At 73.7% G+C, this 13,248-nt stretch carries 14 protein-coding genes, 2 tRNA genes and 1 pseudogene; 7 read left to right on the plus strand and 10 right to left on the minus strand.

What is annotated here, in order from left to right:
* Positions 1-38: 38 nt before the first annotated feature.
* On the minus strand, positions 39-2,054 hold the full coding sequence (locus G9H71_RS03405) for an ATP-binding protein (RefSeq protein ID WP_166277830.1): 2,016 nt from the start codon (positions 2,052-2,054) through the stop codon (positions 39-41).
* Between the two features lie 158 nt (positions 2,055-2,212).
* On the opposite strand from G9H71_RS03405, the gene G9H71_RS03410 reads away from it, so the two are divergent.
* The 4 genes from G9H71_RS03410 (at position 2,213) to G9H71_RS03425 (ending at position 4,274) form a co-directional block, all read left to right on the plus strand.
* Positions 2,213-2,497, plus strand: a complete 285-nt coding sequence (locus G9H71_RS03410) for a hypothetical protein (RefSeq protein WP_166277833.1) — start codon at positions 2,213-2,215, stop codon at positions 2,495-2,497.
* 14 nt (positions 2,498-2,511) lie between these two features.
* The gene (locus tag G9H71_RS03415) at positions 2,512-3,765 is read left to right on the plus strand and encodes a cupin domain-containing protein (protein WP_166277836.1); all 1,254 of its coding nucleotides are present in this window, start codon (positions 2,512-2,514) and stop codon (positions 3,763-3,765) included.
* Between the two features lie 175 nt (positions 3,766-3,940).
* Positions 3,941-4,120, plus strand: a complete 180-nt coding sequence (locus tag G9H71_RS03420) for a hypothetical protein (protein ID WP_166277839.1) — start codon at positions 3,941-3,943, stop codon at positions 4,118-4,120.
* Positions 4,121-4,201: 81 nt separating this feature from the next.
* Positions 4,202-4,274, plus strand: a tRNA-Lys gene (locus G9H71_RS03425).
* 79 nt (positions 4,275-4,353) lie between these two features.
* On the opposite strand, the gene G9H71_RS03430 is transcribed toward G9H71_RS03425, so the two are convergent.
* From G9H71_RS03430 to G9H71_RS03455, 6 genes and pseudogenes are all read right to left on the minus strand, one after another.
* Complete coding sequence (locus G9H71_RS03430) at positions 4,354-5,715, minus strand: sugar phosphate isomerase/epimerase family protein (protein ID WP_231133995.1); 1,362 nt, start codon at positions 5,713-5,715, stop codon at positions 4,354-4,356.
* Positions 5,716-5,991: 276 nt separating this feature from the next.
* Positions 5,992-6,348, minus strand: a complete 357-nt coding sequence (locus tag G9H71_RS03435; protein WP_166277842.1) for a GroES family chaperonin — start codon at positions 6,346-6,348, stop codon at positions 5,992-5,994.
* Positions 6,349-6,414: 66 nt separating this feature from the next.
* Positions 6,415-6,702, minus strand: coding sequence for a DUF3618 domain-containing protein (locus G9H71_RS03440; protein ID WP_331272719.1), 288 nt, complete (start codon positions 6,700-6,702; stop codon positions 6,415-6,417).
* A gap of 129 nt (positions 6,703-6,831) precedes the next feature.
* Complete coding sequence (locus tag G9H71_RS03445) at positions 6,832-7,581, minus strand: energy-coupling factor ABC transporter ATP-binding protein (RefSeq protein ID WP_166277845.1); 750 nt, start codon at positions 7,579-7,581, stop codon at positions 6,832-6,834.
* The gene (gene cbiQ / locus G9H71_RS03450; RefSeq protein ID WP_166277848.1) at positions 7,578-8,345 is read right to left on the minus strand and encodes a cobalt ECF transporter T component CbiQ; all 768 of its coding nucleotides are present in this window, start codon (positions 8,343-8,345) and stop codon (positions 7,578-7,580) included. Before cbiQ ends, G9H71_RS03445 begins: the two co-directional genes overlap by 4 nt.
* Before the next feature lie 7 nt (positions 8,346-8,352).
* Positions 8,353-9,416, minus strand: a pseudogene (locus tag G9H71_RS03455) (energy-coupling factor ABC transporter permease).
* 120 nt (positions 9,417-9,536) lie between these two features.
* Between G9H71_RS03455 and bcp the strand changes: the two are divergent.
* The 3 genes from bcp (at position 9,537) to G9H71_RS03470 (ending at position 10,693) form a co-directional block, all read left to right on the plus strand.
* Complete coding sequence (gene bcp, locus G9H71_RS03460; RefSeq protein WP_331272720.1) at positions 9,537-10,022, plus strand: thioredoxin-dependent thiol peroxidase; 486 nt, start codon at positions 9,537-9,539, stop codon at positions 10,020-10,022.
* Positions 10,023-10,070: 48 nt separating this feature from the next.
* Positions 10,071-10,157: transfer RNA gene (locus G9H71_RS03465), tRNA-Leu, on the plus strand.
* 191 nt (positions 10,158-10,348) lie between these two features.
* Positions 10,349-10,693: an ATP-binding protein gene (locus G9H71_RS03470; RefSeq protein WP_231133998.1), complete on the plus strand. Its 345-nt coding sequence runs from the start codon at positions 10,349-10,351 to the stop codon at positions 10,691-10,693.
* 17 nt (positions 10,694-10,710) lie between these two features.
* On the opposite strand, the gene G9H71_RS03475 is transcribed toward G9H71_RS03470, so the two are convergent.
* The 3 genes from G9H71_RS03475 to G9H71_RS03485 form a co-directional block, all read right to left on the minus strand.
* Positions 10,711-11,580 carry an alpha/beta fold hydrolase gene (locus tag G9H71_RS03475; RefSeq protein ID WP_231133999.1) on the minus strand — a complete coding sequence of 290 codons (870 nt, stop codon included), beginning with the start codon at positions 11,578-11,580 and terminating at the stop codon, positions 10,711-10,713.
* Positions 11,577-12,140 (minus strand): DJ-1/PfpI family protein, encoded by a 564-nt coding sequence (locus G9H71_RS03480; RefSeq protein ID WP_166277857.1) that lies wholly within the window; start codon positions 12,138-12,140, stop codon positions 11,577-11,579. Before G9H71_RS03480 ends, G9H71_RS03475 begins: the two co-directional genes overlap by 4 nt.
* Positions 12,141-12,384: 244 nt before the next feature.
* Positions 12,385-13,119: a GntR family transcriptional regulator gene (locus tag G9H71_RS03485; protein ID WP_231134000.1), complete on the minus strand. Its 735-nt coding sequence runs from the start codon at positions 13,117-13,119 to the stop codon at positions 12,385-12,387.
* Between the last annotated feature and the right edge of the window lie 129 nt (positions 13,120-13,248).

The raw sequence follows: 13,248 nt of genomic DNA on the forward strand, positions 1-13,248 counted from the left end.
TCCTGCGCGCTCACTCCGGCACGCTCACTTCGGCTCGCTCATTCCGGCTCTGCGACCGGCCGCACCGGTAGCCAGAAGCGCACCTCGGTCCCTCGCGGCTCGCGCGGCCCGACGCGCCACCAGCCGCCGGCGATCTCGGCCCGCTCGCGCATCGTGGCCAGTCCGAGGTGGCCCGCGGGCGACGTCTCGAGCGTGGGGTCGATCCCCACGCCGTCGTCGAGGACCTCGACCAGCACCCCGCCGTCGGACTCCTCGACCCGCACCGTCGCGTGCTCCGCACCGGAGTGCGCGCGGACGTTGACCAGCGCCTCGCGGGCGACGCGGTAGGCCACCACGCGGCTCGGCGCCTCCGGCTCGAGATCGAGCTCGCCCTCCACCGTCCAGGCGACGCCGGTGTCCTCGAGCACGTGAGCCGCGGCGTTGCGCAGCGCCTGGACCAGGCCGGTGTTGAGCGCGGGCGTCTCGAGGTCGAACAGGAGCTGGCGCAGCCGGGAGGTCGCGTCGCTGACGTTGGCCTGCAGCCGCCCGAGCAGCTCGAGGTGGGCGGCGCCCTCCCCCGCGAGCCGGCGGGCGAGCAGGCCCAGCCGCAGGTCCACCGCGGCCAGCACCTGGATGGTGTCGTCGTGGACGCCGGCGGCGATGGTGCGTCGCTCCTCCTCCTGAGCCGTGACGAGGCGGGCGAGCAGGGCGGCGCGCTGGCGGTCGAGCTGGCGCAGCCGCAGCTCCGCCTCGCGCCGCTCGGTGATGTCCTGGAGCACCCCGCCGACCCCGAGCGGCGCCCCCGTCTCCGGGTGGCTCACGAGGAAGGCGCTGCCGGCGACCGGGACCTCGACGTCGGGCTCGTCGACCCGGCGCAGGAGGAACTCCCCCGTCCACGTCCCGCTGGCCTCGAGCGCGGCGCGCTGGCGCGCGAACAGGTCCGGCACGTCGCCGCCGGCCAGCATCGCCGCCGTCACCGTGCCGACGTCGGCGTCCTCCGCGAGCCCGATCAGCCGCCGTCCGGCCGGGTTGAGGTACTCGAGCCGGTGCTCCGGGCGCGGGCCGACCAGCAGGATCGCCTCGGCCGACCCGTCGGCCAGGGCCTTGAACCGCAGCAGCTCCTCCAGGGAGGAGGCCAGCGCGCGCTCGCGGTCCCGCACCTCCTGCAGCAGCCGCGCGTTGTCCAGCGCGAGCGCCGCCCGGTGCGCGATCTCGGCCGCGAGCGTCTCCTCCTCGGAGGTGTAGGCGGGCCGGGAGGCCCGACGCCCGACGATCATCGTGCCGAGCAGGTGCGCCCGGGCCCGCAGCGGGACGCAGAGCAACCGGAAGTCCCCCATCCCGGCATGGGGCGAGGCGGGCGGCAGCGCGTCCCGGGCCGACATCACCCGGCTCACCGGGCCCCCGCAGGCCGCGGCCTCGGCGACGAGCGCGCGCACCGCGGGCTGCGGAGGATGCTCGGCGAGCTCGTCCTCGAGGAAGCCCATGCTCCCGTCGGCCGCGGGCCGGATCGCCGCGACGCGCAGGTCCTGCCCCTCGCCCGCGAGGCGGACCACGGCGTAGTCGCCGACCATGTCGCGCGCCGCGCGCACGACGACGTCCAGGACCGACCGCACGTCGAGCGCCGCCTCGTCCAGCGCCGTCGACAGGTCGGCCAGGGCGACGGCCCGCCGCTCGGCCCAGCGTCGCCGGCGCTCCGAGCGCAGCCAGCCGCTCACGTCATGGGCCGCCACGAGGGTCCCGACGACCGCTCCCGCCGCGTCGTGCACGGGCTGGAACCGCGCGCGCACGACGTACTCGTCATAGGCCTCCTGCGCCGCGAACCCCTCACCGGTCTGCACGGCCCGCCGGACGTGGCGCAACGTGTCCGGCTGGGTCGCGTAGATCTGCTCGTAGTGCAGCCCGATCGCACCACCTGGCCCGAACGGCGTGTGGACCACCCCGGGCCCCTCGAACATCGTGCAGACGCCGGCCGCGTCGAAGCAGATGAAGATCGCGGAGTCGTCCTCGATCGCCTCCGGGTTGCCCTCGAGCCCGGTGCCCGTCGCGAGGTCCGACAGCAGCTCCGCGGAATCCATGACGCGATCGTGTCACGGCCGCGCGCCGCTTCCCGGCGACGCCGGCAGCCGGCTGCCGATCTTGGGCCGGGCCCGGGCTGCGGCGTACCGGGCGCAGTGCTTGGGTAGGCGAGGCGGCGGTGGAGATCCGCCACCGGTACGACGACCCTGGAGGCGACATGGCCCTCGACGACAGCGACATCACCGGCAGCTCGGACGGCGGAGCGGACGGCGGCGCGCACGGCCCGGCCGACGGCGGCGCGGGCAGCATCCCCGGCGAGCACGACGGCGGCGCCGACGGCGGCGCGGACAGCGGCGCGCACGGCCCCGCGGACGGCGGCGCCGGCTCCGTGGTCCCCGGGGAGCACGACGGCGGTGCGGACGGCGGCGCCGACTCCGGCGCCGGCGACGGCGGTGCGGACTCCGGCGCCGGCGACGGCGGCGCCGACAGCTCGGCCTCCTGAGCTCCGCGTCCCGCATGACGCAGCTCGTCGACGGCCCGCGCCGGGTGGGATCCACCTCCCGCCCGGCGCTGGGCCGCTGCATCTCGCTGTCCCCTGAGGAGTTCGCCGCGGACTACTGGGGCCGGTCGGCCCTGCTGACCCGCGCGGACCAGCTGTCCGGTGGCTTCGCCGACCTGCTCGACCTCGACGCCGTGGACGAGCTCGTCTCGCGGCGCGGGCTGCGCACCCCGTTCCTCCGCGTGGCCAAGGACGGCCAGGTCATCGACCCCAAGCGGTGGACCGGCGGCGGCGGCGCCGGCGCCGAGGTTGCCGACCAGGTCCAGGACGACGCGCTGACGGCGCTGTTCGCCGACGGCGCCTCGCTCGTGCTGCAGGGGCTGCACCGCACCTGGCCGCCGGTCGTGGAGTTCGCCTCCGCGCTCGCGGCCGAGCTGGGGCACCCGGTGCAGGCCAACGCCTACATCACGCCACCGCAGTCGCGCGGGTTCGACCCGCACTACGACGTCCATGACGTGTTCGTGCTGCAGTTGTCGGGCGAGAAGCGCTGGCGCATCCACCGCCCGGTGCTCGAGCACCCGCTGCGCAGCCAACCCTGGACCGACCGCAAGGCCGACGTCGCCGCGCAGGCGGAGGGCGAGCCGTACATCGACACGGTCCTGCAGCCCGGTGACGCGCTCTACCTGCCGCGCGGCTGGCTCCACTCGGCCGAGGCGCTCGGCGACGTCTCGGCCCACCTCACGATCGGGATCCACACGGTCACGAGGTACGCCCTGGTCGAGGCCCTCACGGGACTGGCCGCCCGCTCCCCGGAGCTGCGCAGCTCGCTGCCGCTCGGCGTCGACGTGGCCGACCCCGAGCAGCTGCGCGAGGACCTCGCCGCGACGCTCGACGCCCTCGCCGCGGCCGTGCGCTCCGTCCCGGCCGAGGACGTCGCCGCCCGGCTGCGCCGGAAGGTGTGGCCGCAGACCCGGCCCGCGCCGGTCTCCCCGCTGCGGCAGGCGGCCGCGGCCCGCGCCGTCACGGCGGACACGGTCGTACGCCTGCGGCCCGCGCTGCACGCCCGGGTCGTGGATGCGGCCTCACCCGACGACGTGACGCTGCAGCTCTCGGGCCGCCAGCTGACGCTGCCGGGCACGGCCCGTCCCGCCCTCGAGGCCCTGCTCGCCGGCGAGCCGCTCGCCACCGGTTCGCTGCCCGGTCTCGACGCCGAGGAGGCCGTGGTGCTCGTCGCCCGGCTCCTCAGGGAAGCCGTCGTCGTCCCCTGCTGAGGCGGCACCACCCGTTCGGCCCGATTGCCTCGTGCACGCGCATCGAGGCGCTCAGCGAGGCGGAGCCGAACGGGTGGCCCCGGGCCTTCGGTCCTGGTGTCGTGCCCCTCGGTCGAGGCAGGGTGACACCCGACCGGCTCATCAGCGGCAGACGATCACGACCGAGAGGTATTCCATGGCAACGACAACCACCGGAGCCGCGGCCACCTCCGCCTCCGACCTCTGCATGGGGCTCCTCGCGGCCGGAGTGCCGCTGTCCCTGATCTGCGACCTGACCGACCCGCACATGGCGACGTCACGGGACATCCTCGAGACCGAGGGACGACCGGAGGTCGCTTGGTGGCAGGCGGTCTGACCGCTGGCGGCGCACGCGCCTCGCTGGAGAGCGGCACCCCTGCGGGTGTCCCCCTCTGGGGCTGGTAGTCTTACTGCCGTTGCGCCGCTAGCTCAATAGGCAGAGCAGCTGACTCTTAATCAGCGGGTTGGGGGTTCGATTCCCTCGCGGCGCACAATCGGTCACCAAGGTGGCCTCGATGCCCTGGCCGGCAGGAATGCCGGCCAGGGCATCTGCGTCTTCCGGGTCCCGGGTCAGAGCTTGTTCTCGCGGTCCTCCGCTTCGGCGAGCCACGCGACGATCTGCTGGCTTGCCGCGACGATCAGGCTGCGGATCATGATGTCGTCCGCATCGCCCCTGATCTGGTTGTTCGCCCGAGCGATCAGCTGCTCGAGATAGGCGGTTGCGCGGGTCTCGCTCCCGCTCTCCACGAGTACCGCCGCTCGGATCCGGCGATCCTCCAGGCTGGCCGCCACGCGCATGTTGAGCCTGCCCGCGCCCGCGAACGAGGCGATCATCTGGCCCAGCTCGTCCAGCCAGGTCAGCGTCCGGACCGCGTGCATGTTGTCGTAGGACCGGCGGGCGGCTCCGGCTGCGCCGCCGAGCGCCGCGGGCGTGTTCGGAGCGGTGTCCTGCTCCCACAGCGGATAGTGGTAGCTCCGTGCCCCCACCGCGTCGAAGAACGCCCGGAACGGGATATTGCCTTGGCCGAACTCGAGGATCTGCGAGCCCGTCCCGCCGGGGACGACGTTGCCGTCCTTGACGTGGAACAGCGCGAAACGCTGCGGCCGGGAGACCACGTAGTCCGGCGGGTTGAACCCGGGGAAGCGGGCCGCACCGACGTAGGCCCAATAGATGTCCATCTCGATCACCGCATTGGGGTGGGTGATGTTCTCGACCAGGACGTCGTACTTGCGGCGAGCCGGGTTGTCGGTGGTGAAGGCGAACTCGCCGTCGTGGTTGTGACCGTAGACCTTCAGGCCCATCGTCGCTGCCGCGGCGCCCGCGGTGTTGTACTGCTCGGCGATGCGCTGGATGTCCGAGACGGTGTTCGACGGGAGCATGCTCGGGAAGAGCGCGCCGCTGCCGACGTGCGTCATGCCCAGGGTGCGGGCGTTCTCGAACTCCTGCATCTGAGCGGCGGCGCCGTTGAGGCCGAGCACGGCGTTGAGGTTCTGATGGGCGCCGACGGCCCGCAGGCCGTTCGCGTCGAGCAGCCCCCGCAGGCCGGCGATCGTCAGCCCGGGCGACGCGGGCGAGGTGTAGCCGGCGAACTCCACGTCCTTGAAGCCGATGTCCGCCAACTCCTGGAACACCGCTTGGAAGCCCAACGAGGAGACGAGGTTGCGGATGCTGAACATCTGCAGACCCAGGTTGGGATAGGGGGTGTCGGGCGCAGCCACGCCCATTGCGGCCGTAGCGGTGCCGGCCGTCGGCCCCAAAGCCGACGCCGTGGCGACGCCGAGGCCCGCCGCTGCCGCAGTGGCGAGAAATTGCCGTCGATTCAGGTCTGGCTTCGCCATCCGATGCCTCCCGGTGAGCGCTTGGCACGATTCCTGACGGTGCGTGCACTGCGGTCCCAGCGCACGGCGACGGGAGCGGGTTCGACCCGACATGTGAAGCCAGCGAGCCGACGTGCTCCGAGGACGACAGGTGGGCGTACGCCGAGGGAGCCGCCGTGTCCGGGGGCAAGAGCGAGTCCGGAGGCACGACGGAACGCCCGCGAACGCGAGCCGCGGTCGGATTGCGAGAGCGGGTCAGCGTGCGCGACACCTGCTTCGGTGAGCCGTAGTTAGCCACCGACAGCACGCCACGTCAAGATGGCAAGGAGCCGTTTCCTCGGGCGAGACCCTCGAGGGGCCTGAGCACGACGTCCCTGACGACACCTACGGTCAGAGGTAGAGCCCCGTCGCGCCCTCGCTGACCCGGGCGGCGGCGATGGCGGAGATGTCGCGCTCGCGGAGCATGACGTACGTCGAGCCGTGCAGCTCGACCTCGGGCTTCTCCTCGGCGTCGAAGAGCACCGAGTCGCCCGGCTCGATCATGCGGGCGTTGGGGCCGACGGCGACGACCTCGGCCCACACCAGGCGCCGGCCCATGGTGGCGGTGGCCGGGATGAGGATGCCGCCGGTGCTGCGGCGCTCGCCCTCGCCGGTGCCGACGCGCACGAGCACGCGGTCGTGCAGCAGCCGGACGGGGAGGCCGGGCGAGTCGGCCGGGCCGGGGACCTCGTTGGGCGGGACGCTCACGACGGGGAAACCTACCTCCTGCGCGGGACGGGCATCGGTGCCCGTCCCCACGCAGGGACGGGGCGGCTAGTGCCGGCGGGCCCGGAGGACGACGAGGGCCACGACGGCGACCACGACGCCGCCGACGACGGCGATCCGGTCGGTGCGCGGGCTGCCGTCGGGGTTGACGAACTGGGCCTTCGCCTTGGCCTTCGCGTCGGCAACGAGGTTGGCCGGCTTGACCCGGTCGCTGATCTCGTCGATCGTGCCGGCGAGGCGCTGGCGCGTGACCTCGATGTCGCGCTCGATCTGTGCGGGGCTGCGTGCCACCCCGTTGGGGGACGTCGACACGGCGGTGCCGGGCGCTTCGCTCACAGTGCCTCCTGATCCGGTCCCGGCTCCGGAGTGCCGGTGCCGATCTGCTTGTGGCGCTGCCTACCCCGCTCGCGGAGCGGCCACGCGCCGGAGTCTAGGGCTCGCGCGGCGCGTTCTGGGAGGGGCGCGCTATCGGGCCGGGACCCGGGACGGGTCGAAGCCGTAGGGCAGCTCGAGCCGGTGGGCAGCCAGCAGGGCCTCGTCCGAGAGCAGCTCCCGAGTCGGCCCGTCGGCGACCACGACGCCGCCGTCGAGCAGGACCGAGCGCGGGCAGAGCTCGAGGGCGTACGGAAGGTCGTGGGTCACCAGCAGCAGGGTGGGGTCGAGCCCGCGCAGCACGGTGGAGAGCTCGCGCCGGCTGGCTGGGTCGAGGTTGCTCGTGGGCTCGTCGAGCACCAGGATGTCCGGCTCCATCGAGAGCACGGTGGCGACCGCGACGCGGCGCCGCTGGCCGAGGCTGAGGTGGTGCGGGGGCCGGTCGGCGAAGCCCTCCATGCCGACCTGCGCGAGCGCCCGGTCGACGGCCGCGTTCAGCGCGGGGCCGCGCAGCCCGAGGTTGGCCGGGCCGAAGGCGACGTCCTCGCGCACGGTGGGCAGGAAGAGCTGGTCGTCGGGGTCCTGGAACACGATCCCGACCCGGCGGCGCACGTCGCGCACCGTGTCCTTGGCCAGCTGGACGCCGCCCACGCGGACCGTGCCGGCGCCGGGCGTGTGGATGCCGTTGAGGTGCAGGACGAGGGTCGTCTTGCCCGCGCCGTTCGGGCCGAGCAGCGCCACCCGCTCGCCGCGCTCGATGCGCAGGTCGACGCCGAAGAGCGCCTGGTGCCCGTCGGGGTACGCGTAGGCGAGGCCCTGCACCTCGAGCGCCGGGGCGGTCATCGCCCGGCCCACGCGAGCGCCAGCGCGACGGACGCGAGCAGCGGCAGCAGGGCGGCGGTGGCCCAGGCCGACGCGGGGGTCGCGGACGAGTCGAGCCGTGGCATCGCCCCGTCGTAGCCGCGGCTGAGCATGGCCAGGTGCACGCGCTCGCCGCGCTCGTAGGAGCGGATGAACAGGGCGCCCGCCGACTTGGCCACCACGGGAAGGTGGCCGAGGTGGCGGGGCGTGAAGCCGCGCGACTCGCGGGCGATGCGCATCCGCTCGGACTCCCCCGCGATCACGTCGGCGTAGCGCAGCATGAACGACGCGATCTGCACGATGGTGCGCGGCATCCCGAGCCGCTCGAGCCCGAGCAGCAGGTCCCGCTGGGACGTCGTGGCGGCGAGCAGGACCGAGGCGATCACACCGAGGGTGGCCTTGGCGAGGATCCCCCAGGCCGACCACAGCCCCGACTCCGACAGCCCGACCCCGAGCACGTCGACCCGCGGGCCGTGGGCGAGGAAGGGCAGCGCGAGCGCGAACAGCACGAACGGCACCTCGATGACGAGCCGTCGGGCCACGAAGCCGGCCGGCACCCGCGCCACCGCGGCGACGGCCGCGAGGAGCAGGGCGTACGCGGCGTACGGCCAGAAGGTCTCACGCGGCGTGCAGACCACCACGAGCACGAACGCCAGGTGCGCGGCGATCTTGCACTGGGCGGGCAGCCGGTGCAGCGCGCTGTGCCCGGCGCGGTAGAGCCCGGCCGAGCCGTGGCCCGCGCTCACGGGCGCCTCAACGAGGGGGCGCCGCGCGGCGCCGGCGTGCGGTGGCGACGTAGGCCACGCCACCGGCCAGGGTGAAGGTGACGACCACGCCGATCACCCCGGCGAGCCCCCCGGACAGCCGCTCGGACTCGACACCCTCGACGCCGTAGTCGGCCAGCGGGGAGCCGGCGGTGGCCGAGTCCTTCTCGTGCTGGTCCAGGCCCTTGTCGATGGCGACCTTGTTCAGCCCGTCGGGCTCGCTGCTGGCGTAGTGGCTGACTCCGCCCGCGAGCACCAGGGCGACGAGCAGGCCGGCGAGCAGGAAGCCGGCGGTGCGCTTGGACCGGCCGGCAGGAGGGGCTTCCGGTCGGGGGTCGACGGTGTCGACGGGGGCGCTCATGCCGCGAGCGCCGTCTCGGGCGTGCGGATGTCGAGCGTGCGGCCGGCGAGGTGGCGTGCGCCGTGGACGAGGTCGGGCCGCGTCGCGAGCACGCTGGAGACGGTGAGCCCGGTGATGAGCGCCTCGCCGAGGCCGATGAGGACGTGCAGGCCGACCATCTGGGCCAGCACCGTCCCGGTCGAGATGTCCGCGGTGCCGCCCACGGCGTACAGGCCCGTGAAGACCACCGCCGCAGCGGGCACCGAGAGCGCGGCGCCGAGCACCGACCCCACGACGACGGAGCCCCTGGTGCGCGGGAGGACGGCCCGGACCAGGGCGAAGACGCCCCAGCCGACGACCACCGTCACCAGCGACATGTTCACGACGTTCACGCCGAGCGCGCTCACGCCGCCGTCGGCGAAGAACAGCGCCTGCACGATCAGGACGACGGAGACGCAGAGCACACCGGTCCACGGCCCGATGAGGACCGCGGCGAGGGTGCCGCCCAGCAGGTGGCCGCTCGTGCCCGCCGCGACGGGGAAGTTGAGCATCTGCACGGCGAAGATGAACGCGGCCACCAGCCCGGCCAGCGGGGCGCTGCGCTCGTCCAGCTCGCGACGCGAGCCACGCAGGCTGACGGCGACTCCGGCCGCCGCGACCGCCGCGCAGGCGAGGGACGTGGGCCCGTCGAGGTACCCGTCGGGAACGTGCATGCCCCCATCCTCCTGCCGATGCGAGCCAGATGCAAACAGTTCGCAACTAGCCGCGGCGCCGACGGCCGGAGGACACCTCCTAGTCTTCCGTCGGACACCTGCGACACCCGTGGAGGGCACGTGAGCGAGGACAGCGCGACCGGCCGGCGGCTCGAGCCCGGCGACGAGGCACCCGGCTTCGTCCTGCCGGACGCCGACGGCAACGAGGTCTCGCTCGCGGGCCTGCGCGGCCGTCGGGCGATCGTCTACTTCTACCCGGCCGCCGGCACCCCGGGCTGCACCAAGCAGGCCTGCGACTTCCGCGACTCGCTGGAGCCGCTGGCCGCGGCCGGCTACGCGGTCGTGGGCATCTCCCCGGACAAGCCGGCCAAGCTCGCGGCCTTCCGCGACGCCGAGGGCGTGTCCTTCCCTTTGCTCTCCGACGCCGACCGCTCGGTGATGACGGCGTGGGGCGCGTTCGGCACCAAGACGATGTACGGCAAGCAGGTGACCGGGGTGATCAGGTCCACGTTCGTCCTCGACGAGGAGGGCCGGGTCGAGCGCGCGATGTACAACGTGCGCGCCACGGGCCACGTCGCGAAGCTGCGCAAGGAGCTGGGGGTCTGAGCAGCGTCCGGCGATCGGATGCTCGCAACGGCTAAGGTGGGCCACCGCGCGGGAGTGGCGGAGCTGGCAGACGCGCGGGATTTAGGTTCCCGTGCCCGAAAGGGCGCAGGGGTTCGAACCCCCTCTCCCGCACCAGAACCCGCGGCGCGCCGGGGCCGACGCCCGGCGCCCCGCCCCGTCCGCATTCGGCTGCGAGCGCAATTGCTGGTGCCCGCGCACCAGGTTGGGCTCGCGACCGCGCCGGGCATCAGAGGCCCTGACCACGACGCTCGGGGGCCCGAATGTGCAGTTTCACGCCGGCGGCGGAGCTCACCCTGCCCATGGACATGAGGGCCGCGGCTCAGGCCCGCAGCTTCGTGACCGAGGCGTCCTGCCCCGCGCACGGCTCCCACGTCTATGACGAGGCCCTGTTGCTGGTCTCCGAGCTCGTGGCCAACGCCGTACGCCACGGCGCCCCACCGATCACGCTCGAGGTCTCGTGCGACGGGAGCATGGGGATGCTCGTCCGGGTGAGCGACGGCAGCCCGGCGGCGCCGGTGGCCAAGCAGGCGTCACTCGAGGACGAGAGCGGGCGCGGCGTCGCCCTCGTGGACCTCATCAGCGACGCCTGGGGCGTGGAGCCGACGAGCGAGGGCAAGGGGGTGTGGTTCCGCATCGGGCTCGCCGCCTGACGGCCCGCGCCCGGCACTCACTCGCCGTCGAGCAGGAACCCGGTCAGCAGGCCGCGGAACCGCGCGGGGTGCTCGACGGCCGGCACGTGCCCGCAGTCCTCGAGCACCTCCAGCCGGCTTCCCGGGACGAGGCCGGCCAGCACCTGGCCGGTCTCCGGCAGCGGAGTGACGCGGTCCTGCGCGCCGTGCACGAACAGCGTCCGGGCCCGCACGGCCGCCAGCTCGGCGGGCGTCAGCGCGAGGTCGGCGGCCCACCGGTCCCGGGGCGGTGGGAAGAGTCGGGAGTATGCCTCCTCCCCCGCCGTCATGGCGGCGAGGCGTGCGTCGACGGCCGCTTCGGTCACGAGCCCGGCGTCGTCGAACAGCAGTTCCAGCAGGGCGCGCGCGTCCTCGCGCGTCGGGCGGGCCGCCCACAACCGGTCGAGCCCGGGTGAGAGCGGAGCGGGCGCGCCCATCGACGCGACGCCGACGAGCGCCGTCACCCGCTCCGGCTCGGCCGCGGCGAGCGCGAGGGCTACCGCTCCGCCCATCGAGTGGCCCACCACGGCGTAGCGCTCGAGGCCGAGCCCGGCCATGACGCCCGCGGCCTGCGCGACCCACACCTCCCGCCCGGCCCGGCCCGCGCCAGGGACCGGCGTCGCCCCGAACCCCGCCTGGTCCGGCACCACGAGGTCGAGCCGGTCGGACAACGCCTCGGCGGTCGCCCGCCACGCGCCCCAGCCGGTCGTCCCCGGGCCCGAGCCGTGCAGCAGGAGCACCGGCGGGCCGGACCCGACGCGCGTCACGTGCACCGGCGCCCCGTCGACGTCGAGCGTCAGGTCCTGGGCGGGAACGGCGTCGGCCGCCGTGGAGGTCCCCACGACGGCCGACGACGGTGCTGTGCTCAAGCCGGGACCGCTGCCCGGTCGAGCAGCGCCATGAAGGCGCGGGAGAACTCCGGCATGTCTGGCCAGCCCCGGCACGACACGATGTTGCCGTCGACCACGTCAGGGGCGTCCACGATGGTCGCGCCGGCGTTCTCCATGTCCCCGTGCAGGGGCGGGAAGGCCGCCGTCTTGCGGCCCTTGAGCAGCCCGTAGACCGCCGGCACCTGCGGGCCGTGGCACACGAGGCCGACCGGCAGGTTCTGGGCGAAGAAGTATTCGGTGATCCGGCGTACGTCCTTGTCCAGCCGGATGTACTCCGGTGCGCGCCCGCCGGGGATGACGAGCGCGGAGTACTGCTCGACCTCGACCTCGGAGAACGCCAGGTCGACCGGGAGCTTGCGGCCGTTCTTCTCCGTGTAGGCGTCGGAGTTGGGGTCGAAGTCGTGGATGACGAGCTGCACCTCGCGGCGCGTCAGGGCCGCGACGTCGACGTCCCACCCCGCCTCTCGGATGCGGTAGAGCGGGTACATGACGTCGAGCTCCTCGGCGGCGTCGCCGGTGAGCAGGAGGGCTCGAGGCACCTCTCCTCCTTGCCTGGGTCGGTGGGCCGTGCCGGCGCTGCCGGACGGTCAGGGGCATCGGGGCGAATCCGATACGATCCGATCCGGAGTTTGCTCCCTCGGACCTTCTGCGTCAATGGCCGTTGCAGAGTTGTGTCCTTCCACGGAAGCAGAATCTCGTCCCGATGTCCCGGCCGGCCGGGAAGCTCCCGCCGCAACGTAAGCGGCACACAGTCCACCGAAGGCGGTGCGCTCCGCGTGACGCTCAGGCTCCCGGCGCGGCCATCGTGTCGAAGATCGGGCGGAAGCGCTCGCCCGACCGCAGGATGTGCCGGCGCATCGCGTACGCCGCGGCGTCGGCGTCGCGCGCGACGATCGCGTCCAGGATCTCCGCGTGCTCGTCCATGGCCTCGTTCGTCACCTTCGCGTCGTAGAGAAGGCGGAAGAGGTGTACGTGCGTGTGCAGCCTCGACAGCGTCTCGCGCACCACCCGGTTGCCTCCGCCGAGGGCGATGAGGTCGTGGAAGGCGGCGTCGCGGCGGCCGAAGATGCCGTAGGCCAGATGCTGGTCGCCCTCCTGCGGCTGGGCCATCTCGGCTAGCAGGGAGCGCAGCTCGTCCGCCTGCTGCGGCGTCATGCGCTCGGCGGCGCGGCGGGCGGCCGACGGCTCGAGCAGCAGCCGGATCTCGACCAGGTCCTCGAACTGCTCGCGCGAGATCTGCGGGGCGACGCGGTAGCCGGCGAGGTGCACCCGGACCACGAGGCCGTCGGCGGCGAGCCGGTTGAGCGCGTCACGGATGGGTGTCTGCGAGACGCCGAGCTCACGGGCCAGGGCGTCGATGGTGACGCGGGCGCCCGGCTCGATGCGCAACGTCATCAGCTGCGACAGCAGGAAGTCGTAGACCTCGTCCGCGAGGCGCGGCCGGCCCGAGCCGGAGGCCGGCCCCGGTCGGGGCGGGTCCATCAGCAACGGGCCTTCCGCGTCGTGCCGCTTCGCCATGAGCCCCATCCTCCCTGACGAGAAGCGTGCGCTCGCATATTGACAGGCGCGTCCGGCTGCACGATTCTTCGATCCGATCGTATCGGATCGTTGCCGATCGCACCTGATTCTTCGCGCGCCGGGACCCCC

The organism is Motilibacter deserti (genome assembly GCF_011250635.1).
Taxonomy (GTDB): domain Bacteria; phylum Actinomycetota; class Actinomycetes; order Motilibacterales; family Motilibacteraceae; genus Motilibacter_A; species Motilibacter_A deserti.